This is a genomic window from Roseburia zhanii, assembly GCF_014287635.1.
Lineage (GTDB): Bacteria > Bacillota > Clostridia > Lachnospirales > Lachnospiraceae > Roseburia_B > Roseburia_B zhanii.
Map to the genome: position 1 here is coordinate 105,503 of NZ_JACOPH010000008.1, position 11,751 is coordinate 117,253.

The 11,751-nt window shown below is 40.2% G+C and carries 12 protein-coding genes; all 12 read left to right on the top strand.

Translation table 11 applies throughout. The annotated features are described in order from the left end of the window. The first annotated feature begins 8 nt into the window (after window positions 1-8). The 12 genes from H8S17_RS10420 (at window position 9) to H8S17_RS10475 (ending at window position 11,691) form a co-directional block, all read left to right on the top strand. Window positions 9-1,502, top strand: coding sequence for a glutamate synthase subunit beta (locus tag H8S17_RS10420; protein ID WP_186867262.1), 1,494 nt, complete (start codon window positions 9-11; stop codon window positions 1,500-1,502). Window positions 1,503-1,589: 87 nt separating this feature from the next. Further along, complete coding sequence (locus H8S17_RS10425; protein ID WP_186867263.1) at window positions 1,590-1,850, top strand: phospho-N-acetylmuramoyl-pentapeptide-transferase; 261 nt, start codon at window positions 1,590-1,592, stop codon at window positions 1,848-1,850. Window positions 1,851-1,928: 78 nt separating this feature from the next. Continuing rightward, complete coding sequence (locus tag H8S17_RS10430; protein WP_186867264.1) at window positions 1,929-2,714, top strand: Cof-type HAD-IIB family hydrolase; 786 nt, start codon at window positions 1,929-1,931, stop codon at window positions 2,712-2,714. 11 nt (window positions 2,715-2,725) lie between these two features. Then, a complete protein-coding gene (locus tag H8S17_RS10435) occupies window positions 2,726-3,841 on the top strand; it encodes a DUF2974 domain-containing protein (protein WP_186867265.1) in 1,116 nt (371 codons plus the stop codon). A gap of 231 nt (window positions 3,842-4,072) precedes the next feature. Beyond that, a complete protein-coding gene (locus H8S17_RS10440; RefSeq protein WP_178051192.1) occupies window positions 4,073-4,357 on the top strand; it encodes a co-chaperone GroES in 285 nt (94 codons plus the stop codon). Between the two features lie 21 nt (window positions 4,358-4,378). Beyond that, complete coding sequence (gene groL, locus H8S17_RS10445) at window positions 4,379-6,004, top strand: chaperonin GroEL (protein WP_186867266.1); 1,626 nt, start codon at window positions 4,379-4,381, stop codon at window positions 6,002-6,004. Between the two features lie 195 nt (window positions 6,005-6,199). Continuing rightward, entirely contained in the window at window positions 6,200-6,670 is a 471-nt protein-coding gene (locus H8S17_RS10450; protein WP_186867267.1) for a methylglyoxal synthase, read from the top strand. A 135-nt stretch (window positions 6,671-6,805) separates the two neighbouring features. Further along, on the top strand, window positions 6,806-7,042 hold the full coding sequence (locus H8S17_RS10455; RefSeq protein WP_178051195.1) for a polya polymerase: 237 nt from the start codon (window positions 6,806-6,808) through the stop codon (window positions 7,040-7,042). Window positions 7,043-7,103: 61 nt separating this feature from the next. Beyond that, the gene (locus H8S17_RS10460; protein ID WP_186867268.1) at window positions 7,104-7,976 is read left to right on the top strand and encodes a DegV family protein; all 873 of its coding nucleotides are present in this window, start codon (window positions 7,104-7,106) and stop codon (window positions 7,974-7,976) included. Window position 7,977: 1 nt separating this feature from the next. Beyond that, window positions 7,978-8,877, top strand: a complete 900-nt coding sequence (locus H8S17_RS10465) for a LysR family transcriptional regulator (RefSeq protein WP_186867269.1) — start codon at window positions 7,978-7,980, stop codon at window positions 8,875-8,877. Window positions 8,878-9,014: 137 nt separating this feature from the next. Then, window positions 9,015-10,307 (top strand): adenylosuccinate synthase, encoded by a 1,293-nt coding sequence (locus H8S17_RS10470; protein WP_186867270.1) that lies wholly within the window; start codon window positions 9,015-9,017, stop codon window positions 10,305-10,307. Window positions 10,308-10,659: 352 nt separating this feature from the next. Then, entirely contained in the window at window positions 10,660-11,691 is a 1,032-nt protein-coding gene (locus H8S17_RS10475; RefSeq protein WP_186867271.1) for a LacI family DNA-binding transcriptional regulator, read from the top strand. Window positions 11,692-11,751: the final 60 nt, after the last annotated feature.

Below are 11,751 nucleotides of genomic sequence, written 5' to 3' on the forward strand. Positions count from 1 at the left end.
GACGCAAGATGGGAAAACCAACAGGATTTATGGAGTATGAGAGAAAAACAGCAGCAGCGGTGAGTCCAAAGGAGCGTATTAAGGATTTTTGCGAATTTCACACCCCTCTTTCACAGGAAGAACAGAGAAAACAAGCTGCAAGATGTATGAACTGTGGCGTGCCGTTCTGTCAGGCAGGAATGAATATCATGGGTATGACAAGCGGCTGTCCGCTTCACAACTTAGTACCGGAATGGAATGATCTGGTATACACCGGCAATTTAGAGCAGGCATATAACCGTCTGAAAAAGACGAATAACTTCCCGGAGTTTACATCGAGAGTGTGTCCGGCATTATGTGAAGCAGCATGTACCTGTGGTCACTATGGAGATCCTGTTTCTGTAAAAGGAAACGAATATGGCATTATTGAAAATGCCTATGAAGAAGGATATGCCGATCCAAAACCGCCAAGAGTGCGTACCGGAAAGCAGGTAGCAGTGATCGGCAGCGGTCCTGCCGGACTTGCGGCAGCCGACCAGCTTAACAAACGTGGACATAAAGTGACTGTATATGAACGTGATGACAGAGTCGGCGGACTTCTGATGTACGGTATTCCGAATATGAAGTTAGAAAAACATATCATCGACCGTAAGATCAATGTGATGAAAGAAGAAGGCGTTGAATTTGTCACAGGTGCAAACGTTGGTAAGGATGTCAAAGCAGCAAAGATCATCAAAGATTATGATGCAGTTATTTTAGCCTGTGGTGCAAAGAATCCAAGAGATATCAAAGCCGAAGGCAGAGATGCAAAAGGAATCTATTTTGCAGTAGATTTCTTGGCAGCAACCACAAAAAGCCTGTTAGATTCTGGTTTAAAAGACAATAAATATATTTCTGCAAAAGGTAAAAAAGTCGTGATCATTGGTGGTGGTGATACCGGAAATGACTGTGTCGGTACCTGTATCCGTCATGGAGCCGTTTCTGTGACACAGCTTGAGATGATGCCGAAGGCACCGGATGAGAGAGCAGAGAACAATCCATGGCCGGAATGGCCGAAAGTCTGCAAAACAGATTATGGCCAGGAAGAAGCAATCGCTATGTTTGGCAGAGACCCTAGAATCTATCAGACAACGGTAAAAGAGTTTGTCAAAGACAAAAACGGAAATGTCACAGCAGTAAAGACGGTAAAATTAGAGAGCCAGAAAGATGAAAAGACCGGACGGATGATGATGGTTGAAGTGCCGGGTTCAGAAGGTAAATTAGATGCAGACCTTGTACTGATCGCAGCAGGTTTCCTTGGCACGCAGAAATATGTGGCAGATGCATTTGGTGTGCAGTTGAATGAAAGAACCAATGTAGCTACAGAAGCCGGAAAATATGCAACAAATGTCAAAAAAGTATTTACGGCAGGAGATATGCACAGAGGACAGTCTTTAGTTGTCTGGGCGATCCGTGAAGGCAGGGAAGTGGCAAGGGAAGTGGACGAAAATCTTTTGGGATATTCAGGACTTTCTGTACAGTAAAACGGTTCACTCTTGCAAAAACCTCTTAAATAGTGTTATGATACTCTTGTCAATGAGTGAGAGAGTTGTGAGAAGGAGTATCGGGAGATGAGTCGGAATATAAAATTTTGTCTGGCAATTGTCATATATCTGATCGGTTTAGCAGTTTCTGTCTATGTAGGTGGATGGGTAATGCTGATACAGCCGATCCGGGGAACGATAACAGCATATACGCTGGGTACATTGACATTGCGGCAGCTTGTGATCAATGTGATCAAATGCATATCTTCACTGACAGTTGCAGGACTGATCTGGTGTATTGGATATATAGCAAGTAATCATGTGTATGACAGTCGTGATGAAGAATAGAAAACGGTGCGGATTTGAATATTCAGATTCGCACCATTTTATCGTATTACGGAATATTCAGATAAAAGGAGATCTTAAATGAAAACAGCAGTATTTTTTGATATTGACGGAACCCTGTGGGATAGTCAGATGCAGATCCCTAAAAGCACCATCGAAGCGATCCATAAGTTACAGGAAAATGGAAATTATGCATTTATCTGCAGCGGAAGAAGCCGGGCTACGATACGTGCCAGGGAATTATTAGAGGAGATCGGATTTGACGGGATCGTGGCAGGCTGTGGAACTTATATCGAATATCATGGAGAAGTGATCTTTGAGAGAAGCCTGTCCCAAAAAGAGATTGCAGATCTTTTAACAGAATTGGAAAACTGTCATATGCCGGCAATCTTAGAGGGAAAACATTATTTGTATGCAGATGAGGAAAGTTTTGGGGACGATCCATATATCGATTATTTAAAGAGGATCTTAGATACAGAATTTTTACCGTTAAAAGAATATGCGGGGAATTACGAAGTCAATAAACTGAGTGCAGATTTTACAAAAGGCGACATTCCGGCAGTTAAAAAGGCACTTTCAGACCAATATGAATTAGTCTTTCACGAAAAACAAGTTGTGGAGATCTTGCCGAAAGGATTTTCAAAAGCCAGTGGGATAGAAAAAGTCTGCGGATATCTGGGCATTTCACATGAAAACACATATGCATTCGGGGACAGTGCGAATGATGTGGAAATGTTAAAATATGCAGCACATGGAATCGCAATGGGCAATGCGACAGATGATGCTAAAGAAGCAGCAGATCATATTACAACATCCTTATGGGAAGACGGGATCAAAACAGGGTTAGAATATTTTTCATTGATTTAGAGGAGGCAGTTATGGCAAATATGATGGATTATCTTCTCTGGAGAGGGGATTTAAGTTTTAAGCAGGCAGAATTTAATGAAGTGGATAATCTGATCTTTTCAGAACTGGTATATGTGGATTTTGACGGGATCGTACCTTCATTAAACGAAGATAAGAGCATTACCTTAAAAGAAGCATCAAAGATCTTTTTTGAGCATCATACCGATGAGGAGATCGAAGCAAAAGTATCGAGTACAAAGATGGCTGCATTTCTGATGCGGGCAATGGCGAGGACAAAACGATTTGGAAATATCGAACTTTCGAATTATATCAATGACATTAACTTAAAAGAGCAGTCCCAGTTCTGTGCCATGACGATCCGGTTAGATGACGGAAGTTTTTTTGTCGTATACAGTGGAACCGATAATACGATCGTCGGCTGGAAAGAAAATTTTAACATGAGTTTTTTAGAGCAGACACCGGGACAGTTAAAAGCCGTGGAATACTTAAATGAAGTTGTTAATGCCCGTTACAAAAAAGTGCGTGTCGGCGGACATTCGAAAGGTGGGAATCTGTCTGTCTATGCGTCCGTATACTGTAAAGAATCGATTCAGAAAAAAATCATTGCGATCTACAGCAATGATGGTCCCGGATTTTCAGAGCACATGATAAATTCAGAAGCATATCATAAAATGCTGCCAAAGATCCATACGATCATACCGGAATCATCGATCGTTGGAATGCTCTTAGAGCATGAAGAAGAATACGAAGTCGTGGAGAGTTCCAATGATGGACCGATGCAGCATGATGCAATGAGCTGGGAAGTACAAGGACCGTCATTTGTCCATGTAAAATCCGTAACAGAGCAGAGTGTGCTGTTAGATAAGACCTTAAAAGCATGGATTCACCAGATGGACGGCAGGGAACGTGAGGAATTTGTAGATGCACTGTTTGGTATCTTAGAAGAAGGTGAGATCAAAACAGTAGATGATCTTGCTAATATGAAGTGGAAACAGTTTGTAGACCTTTTAAAGATCCGGAATTACCTTGGGACAAAAAGTCAGGAAGCACTTAAGAAAACACTGAAACTGCTATGGAAAGAGAGTAATCAGACACTCAAAGAAGCAGTGATTAAAAAGACAAAATAAAGCATTTCTAAAAAAAGTATAAAATAGCCAAAAAACGCTGAAAATGAGAAAAAACGAGAAAACGAGAGCATAAAAGAGAAAAAATGAGAATATAATTGCAAAAGGATAAAAAAGTCCGGTTGCAGAAATGTGTTGCAAAACATATTATAAGACTATCAGTTAGCACTCGAAAGAAATGAGTGCTAATAACTCAAAAAAGAAAGAACAGAAAATAATAAGGAGGCATTTCAAATGAAATTAGTACCATTAGCAGACAGAGTTGTCCTGAAACAGGTAGAAGCAGAAGAAACAACCAAATCAGGAATTATCTTAACAAGTAAATCACAGGAAAAACCACAGGAAGCAGAAGTAATTGCTGTAGGACCGGGTGGGATCGTAGATGGAAAAGAAGTAAAGATGCAGGTAACTGTCGGACAGAAAGTTATTTATTCTAAATACGCAGGAACAGAAGTAAAATTAGAAGATACAGAATATATCATCGTAAAACAGAATGACATTTTAGCAGTTGTAGAATAATAAAAGAAAGAGGTAAGCATTATGGCAAAGGAAATTAAATATGGTTCAGAAGCAAGAAGTGCTTTAGGAGCAGGTGTTGATAAATTAGCAAATACAGTCAGAGTTACATTAGGACCAAAAGGAAGAAACGTTGTATTAGACAAATCTTTTGGTGCACCACTGATCACAAATGATGGTGTTACGATCGCAAAAGAGATCGAGTTAGAAGATGCTTTTGAAAACATGGGCGCACAGCTGGTAAAAGAAGTTGCAACAAAGACAAATGATGTTGCAGGTGATGGTACAACAACCGCAACTGTTTTAACACAGGCAATGGTTCAGGAAGGTATGAAGAACTTAGAGGCAGGAGCAAATCCAATCGTTCTTCGTAGAGGTATGAAAAAAGCTACTGATACAGCCGTAGAAGCATTGAAAGCCATGAGCGAAAAAGTAAATGGCAAAGACCAGATCGCAAAAGTAGCTGCAATTTCTGCCGGTGATGAAGAAGTTGGTAACTTAGTTGCAGATGCAATGGAAAAAGTTACAAACGATGGTGTTATTACAATCGAAGAATCAAAGACCATGCAGACGGAATTAGATTTAGTAGAAGGTATGCAGTTTGACCGTGGATATGTTTCCGCATATATGTGTACAGATATGGATAAGATGGAAGCTGCATTAGATGATCCGTATATCCTGATCACAGATAAGAAGATTTCTAATATTCAGGAAATCCTTCCGTTATTAGAGCAGGTAGTACAGAGCGGAGCAAGACTTTTAATCATTGCTGAGGATATCGAAGGTGAAGCATTGACAACACTTATCGTAAATAAATTACGTGGTACATTCAATGTTGTAGCTGTAAAAGCACCGGGATATGGTGACAGAAGAAAAGCAATGCTGGAAGATATCGCTATCTTAACAGGTGGTCAGGTGATTTCTGAAGAACTTGGCTTAGAATTAAAAGATACAACCTTAGAGCAGTTAGGACGTGCAAAATCTGTAAAAGTCCAGAAAGAAAATACAGTGATCGTTGATGGTGAAGGTGATAAAGAAGCAATCAAAGGAAGAATCGCACAGATCCGTTCCCAGATCGATGAAACGACATCTGAATTTGACAAAGAAAAATTACAGGAGCGTCTTGCTAAATTAGCAGGTGGTGTAGCTGTTATCCGTGTAGGTGCTGCTACAGAAACAGAGATGAAAGAAGCAAAACTCCGTATGGAAGATGCTTTGAATGCTACAAGAGCAGCCGTAGAAGAAGGAATCATTGCAGGTGGTGGTTCTGCTTATATCCATGCATCAAAAGAAGTTGCTAAATTAGCTGATACCTTAGATGGTGATGAAAAGACAGGTGCAAAGGTAATCTTAAAAGCATTAGAGGCACCATTATACTACATCGCTGCAAATGCAGGACTCGAAGGTGCAGTTATCATCAATAAAGTAAAAGAATCCGAAGCAGGTGTTGGATTTAACGCAGCAACAGAGGAATATGTAGATATGGTAGCAAGCGGTATTCTTGATCCGGTTAAGGTTACAAGAAGTGCATTACAGAATGCAACTTCCGTAGCATCCACATTACTGACAACAGAGTCAGCAGTTGCAAATATCAAAGAAGATATTCCGGCAGCACCGGCAGGTGGCGCAGGAATGGGCGGAATGATGTAAATTATTCTATAGAATACAGACCGGAGAAAGATTCACTCTTTCTTCGGCCTTTTTGATATAAGGGGTAAGAAGTCACACATAAAAACAGAAAAAACTTTTCAGAACCAGACATTCATGGTAAAATAGGCATATGTGAGAATCATCAGAAGTAACTTGAGAGATAGGGCATGGTTACGACTAGAAAAGGAGAAGACGATGGACGATAACATGATTACATTGACGATCGGCAAGCAGAAAAATATCGCACTGATCGCACATGACGGAAAAAAGAAAGAACTCATCGAATGGTGCAGGGAAAATGCAGACATTTTAAAGATGCATTTTCTATGTGGAACAGGAACAACAGCGAGAATGATCACTGACCAGACAGGACTGCCGGTGCGGGGATATAACAGCGGCCCATTAGGCGGTGACCAGCAGATCGGAGCAAAAATCGTAGAAGGTAAGGTGGATTTTGTGATATTCTTTTCAGATCCATTGACAGCACAGCCGCATGATCCGGACGTTAAGGCACTTTTGCGTATTGCACAGGTATACGACATTCCAATCGCAAATAACCGTGCTTCGGCAGATTTTATGATCCATTCTTCCTATATGAGTGAAGAATATGATCATCAGGTGATCAATTTTAATAAAAATATCAAAGACCGTTCACAAACTCTTTAAGCAGTCTTTACCGAAATAAGGTTGCAATAATTGAGCGTCATGTTATACTTAGAAACAGCAGACCGTTTCCGGTAACAGTACATAGATTGCCGGATACAATTATCAGAACAGATCAGAACAGAAAGGAAGATTAATATGAAAGTACAGAATATTACAGATGTAGATGCATTTTTTAAAGTAATTGACGAATGTCAGGGAACAGTAGAATTAGTTACCGGTGAAGGTGACAGATTAAATTTAAAATCCAAATTATGCCAGTACGTTTCCCTTGCAAATATCTTTTCAAATGGAAACATTCCAGAGTTAGAGATCGTTGCACATGAACAGGAAGATGTGCAGAGAATTTTAGATTTTATGATTTATGGAAAATAAGTTATGGTTTGCAGGATATCTGTGAACTGTAACAATAATCCGTTATACAGGAGGAAACTTTATGAGCAGAGTTGCGGTTGTTTCAGACAGTAACAGTGGAATAGCACAACAGGAAGCGAAAGAACTGGGTGTGTATATATTACCAATGCCTTTTTTTGTAAATAATGAAACATTTTTTGAAGATGTGGATTTAACGCAGGAAGAATTTTATAACAGATTAAAAGAAGGGTGTGAGATCTCAACTTCGATGCCTTCCATAGCAAGTGTTACAGAGTTATGGGATGAATTGTTGAAAGAGTATGATGAGATCGTGCATATTCCGATGTCAAGCGGATTGAGCAGTTCTTATGAAACGGCTGCCATGCTTGCATTAGACTACGATGGAAAAGTATTTGTTGTCAACAACCAGAGAATCTCTGTTACCCAGCGGCAGTCTGTTTTAGATGCAAAAGCACTTGCAGAACAAGGATATCAGGCATCAGCCATCAAAGAGATCTTAGAGAGGGAGAAATTCGAATCTTCGATCTATATTATGGTTGATACACTGGCGTATCTGAAAAAAGGCGGCCGTATCACACCGGCAGCAGCAGCGTTAGGAACACTGCTCCGTTTAAAACCGGTACTCCAGATCCAAGGAGAAAAATTAGACGCATTTGCAAAAGCAAGGACAGTCAAGCAGGCGAAATCCATGATGATCGATGCGATGAAGAATGATTTTACCAACCGGTTCGATGATCCGGAAGGGAAGAATATGTACCTTGAAATGGCATATACACATGATCTTGAAGCAGCAGAAGAATTTAAAAAGGAAGTGCAGGCAGCATTTCCAGGATCAGAGATCATTATGAATCCGTTGTCACTTAGCGTGTCCTGTCATATCGGACCGGGAGCATTAGCAGTTGCCTGTTCAAAAAAGATACCGGAATTAATGTAACATGGATATCAATTTAGAATATTACCGCATTTTTTATTATGTCAGCAGACATCGGAGCATTACATTAGCAGCAGAAGCATTATCATTATCCCAGCCGGCAGTCAGTCAGGCGGTTAAGAATTTAGAAAATGCATTAGGAAGCCGGTTGTTTGTGCGTACATCTAAAGGTGTTCGTCTGACAACAGAGGGTGAAGTACTGTATTCCTATATCAAAAGAGGCTATGAAACGATCCTGCTCGGTGAAAAGAAATATAAAGAGATGCTTGATCTCGAAAGCGGAGAGATCCGCATTGGGGCAAGTGATATGACTTTACAGTTTTATCTGCTCTCGTATTTAGAAGAATTTCACGAAGCATATCCGAAGATCAAAGTGACGGTCACAAATGCACCGACACCGGAAACATTGCGACACCTGCAGGATGGAAAGATTGATTTTGGTGTGGTGAGCACACCGGTGAATACAAAGGCAAATCTGTCTGTCATACCGGTCCGTAAGATTCAGGATGTTTTTGTTGCAGGCAGAAAATTTCATGCCTTGCAGGGAAAAAAGTTATCTTATAAAGAGTTAGAGCATCTTCCGGTCATGTGTTTAGAGGGCAGTACCTCTACAAAGACCTATGTGGAAGAATTTTTAAAACAGTATGATGTGCAGTTAAAGCCGGAATTTGAACTTGCGACAAGCAATATGCTGATACAGTTTGCGGTCAAGAGCCTTGGAATCGCATCTGTGGTACGGGATTTTGCAGCGGAACAGTTAGCAGATGGGGAATTATTTGAATTAGAATTTGAATCAGAGATACCGCAGCGGGAGTTCTGCATTGTTTATGATGAGAAGATTCCTCGGACAAAAGCATCTGAAGAACTGTTAGGGCGTCTTTTATCGAAAAGAGAAGAAAACTAACACATAATCACAAGTTATATCTAATATAAGAAACATTGATTTTACTTATAAGATGCCTTTTTGTATAATCAAAAAGTAAGAACGATAGGTAGCGGCTGTGTTTTTACACAGCCGCTTTTTTAAGGAGGAAATGAAGAATGGTAAAAGCAGTTGTAGGTGCAAACTGGGGAGATGAAGGAAAAGGCAAGATTACAGATATGCTTGCAAAAGAAGCTGATATTATTGTACGTTTTCAGGGTGGTGCAAATGCAGGACATACGATCGTCAATGATTATGGTAAATTTGCACTCCATACTTTGCCGTCAGGTGTATTTTACAGCCATACGACAAGTATTATCGGAAACGGTGTTGCTTTAAATATCCCTGTATTGTTTGCGGAGATCAAATCTATTACTGACCGTGATGTTCCGACACCAAAGATCTTAGTATCTGACCGTGCACAGATCGTTATGCCGTATCATATTTTATTTGATCAGTATGAGGAAGAACGTTTAGGCGGTAAATCTTTTGGATCTACGAAATCAGGAATTGCACCATTCTATTCAGATAAATATGCAAAGATCGGTTTTCAGGTAAATGAACTTTTTGAAGAAGATATCTTAAAAGAAAAGATCGGGCGTGTCTGCGAAACAAAGAATGTCTTATTAGAGCATTTATATCACAAACCATTATTAGATCCAAAAGAATTATTAGATACCATGCATGAGTACCGTGATATGGTAGCTCCATATGTATGTGATGTATCTTCTTACTTAGATAAAGCGATCAAAGAAGGCAAGAATATTCTCTTAGAAGGACAGTTAGGAACTTTAAAAGATCCAGACCATGGAATCTATCCAATGGTAACATCTTCTTCTACACTAGCTGCCTACGGTGCGATCGGTGCAGGCATTCCGCCATATGAGATCAAAAAGATCGTGACGGTATGTAAAGCGTATTCTTCCGCAGTAGGTGCAGGAGCATTTGTCAGCGAAATCTTTGGTGACGAAGCAGATGAACTCAGAAGACGCGGCGGTGACGGCGGCGAATTTGGTGCTACGACCGGAAGACCAAGACGTATGGGCTGGTTCGACTGTGTAGCAAGTAAATACGGATGCAGATTGCAAGGTACGACCGATGTTGCCTTTACCGTATTAGATGTTTTAGGATATTTAGATGAGATCCCAGTCTGCGTAGGTTATGAGATCAATGGCGAAGTGACAACCGATTTCCCGACCACAGGAAAACTTGAGATCGCAAAACCGGTATTAAAAACACTTCCGGGCTGGAAAACAGACATTCGTGGTATCAAGAACTATGAAGAACTTCCAGAGAACTGTAGAAATTACATTGAGTTTGTAGAAGAACAGATCGGCTATCCGATCACTATGGTATCGAATGGTCCGGGAAGAAATGATATTATCTATCGTGAGTCAAAATTAAGTAAATAGTTACAATAAATGTATTTTATCATGAGCAGCCTTTTTTTATATCAATAAAAAGAGGCTGCTTGGTTACTGTTCAGACGCAAGCTTGACACTGCGCTGTCAAGCTATGCGCTATAGTGTTAATGATTGTGTGATTACAGCCCCTGACTCGTAGAGGCATTTTAAATGGGCTGTAATTGTTGCTGGTCACTCTGTTAGGTGTGGACAGTAACAGGTTGTTTGTCATGATACTGTAAAGCATAACTTTAATTCTTGTAATCTGTACCAAATGCTGGTATAATTGTTTTAGTAAAACAAAGTAAAAAAATAAATCTATCTGCAGATATAGAGAACAGAGTAATGGAGAAAGAATAGGATGGCAACATTAAAAGAACTTGCACAGGCAACAGGATATTCGATAGCAACGATTTCAAGGGTATTAAATAACGATAAGACGTTAAATGTAACGGATAATACCAGAAAGATGATACTTGAAGAAGCATTCCGGATGAATTATGTCAGCAAACATGCAACGAACAGAAAAAATAACAAAGAGCATTATAAGATTGGTATTGTGGAGATGGAGAATCTTCAGATGCAGTTATCGGATACATATTATCTGTATCTTAGAAATGAGATTGAAAACTGCTGTTTTGATAAAGAAATCGAAACGGTGATGCTGCAGTATGATATGGAGAATGGGATTTATAAAAGTGCTGTTCCAAAGACATTAGATGCGGTGATTGCGATCGGACAGTTTTCCGAGGATCAGATCAATGCGATGGAGGCATGTACATCAAAGATCATATTTGTCGATTCTTCACCATGTCCGGAACGGTTCTGTTCCGTAGTACCGGATTTTGAGATCGGTATCCAGCAGGGGATTGATTACTTGATCAATGCAGGACACCGTGTGATTGCATTCGTAGGACCGGAATATTCGATGGATTCGGTTAGCAGAAGAGCATTAGAACTCCGACGCAAAATTTTTAAAGAGCAGATGAAACACCGTATGGAAAAAGGGGTCAAAGGTCTGCTCATTGATATTGCATGGCGGGAAACAGATGTGGCAGGCAAGATCACAGATTATTTAAAGGCACTTTCCACAGAAAGTCCCAGACCAACAGCGTTTTTTGCATTTAATGAGTCTACGGCAATGGGAATCTTGCAGGCACTCACGATGCAGAATTATCAGGTGCCGGAAGATTTCAGTCTTTTAAGTTATAATGACAGTGTGTTAGCTTCCATGACACAGCCACAGCTTTCGAGCATCCGCATACATATGAAAGAAATGGCACAGATGGCAGTCGAGATCATAGAAAAAAACATGGATGAACGGGAAATCCTTCCATACCGCATATCTGTACCATCGACTTTGGTCATCCGTGACAGTGTAAAGAAAATATAGATGAAAAGGGATTCGTCAAAATATACAAAAAACAAATGAAAAACAGGGAACAGACAGCGT

Excerpts from the sequence above, each read along its gene's own strand:
- H8S17_RS10450 (WP_186867267.1), top strand. The coding sequence starts at position 6,200 with ATGGACGATAACATGATTACATTGACGATCGGCAAGCAGAAAAATATC.
- H8S17_RS10455 (WP_178051195.1), top strand. The coding sequence starts at position 6,806 with ATGAAAGTACAGAATATTACAGATGTAGATGCATTTTTTAAAGTAATT.
- groL (WP_186867266.1), top strand. The coding sequence starts at position 4,379 with ATGGCAAAGGAAATTAAATATGGTTCAGAAGCAAGAAGTGCTTTAGGA.
- H8S17_RS10470 (WP_186867270.1), top strand. The coding sequence starts at position 9,015 with ATGGTAAAAGCAGTTGTAGGTGCAAACTGGGGAGATGAAGGAAAAGGC.
- H8S17_RS10475 (WP_186867271.1), top strand. The coding sequence starts at position 10,660 with ATGGCAACATTAAAAGAACTTGCACAGGCAACAGGATATTCGATAGCA.
- H8S17_RS10425 (WP_186867263.1), top strand. The coding sequence starts at position 1,590 with ATGAGTCGGAATATAAAATTTTGTCTGGCAATTGTCATATATCTGATC.
- H8S17_RS10420 (WP_186867262.1), top strand. The coding sequence starts at position 9 with ATGGGAAAACCAACAGGATTTATGGAGTATGAGAGAAAAACAGCAGCA.
- H8S17_RS10460 (WP_186867268.1), top strand. The coding sequence starts at position 7,104 with ATGAGCAGAGTTGCGGTTGTTTCAGACAGTAACAGTGGAATAGCACAA.
- H8S17_RS10440 (WP_178051192.1), top strand. The coding sequence starts at position 4,073 with ATGAAATTAGTACCATTAGCAGACAGAGTTGTCCTGAAACAGGTAGAA.
- H8S17_RS10465 (WP_186867269.1), top strand. The coding sequence starts at position 7,978 with ATGGATATCAATTTAGAATATTACCGCATTTTTTATTATGTCAGCAGA.
- H8S17_RS10435 (WP_186867265.1), top strand. The coding sequence starts at position 2,726 with ATGGCAAATATGATGGATTATCTTCTCTGGAGAGGGGATTTAAGTTTT.
- H8S17_RS10430 (WP_186867264.1), top strand. The coding sequence starts at position 1,929 with ATGAAAACAGCAGTATTTTTTGATATTGACGGAACCCTGTGGGATAGT.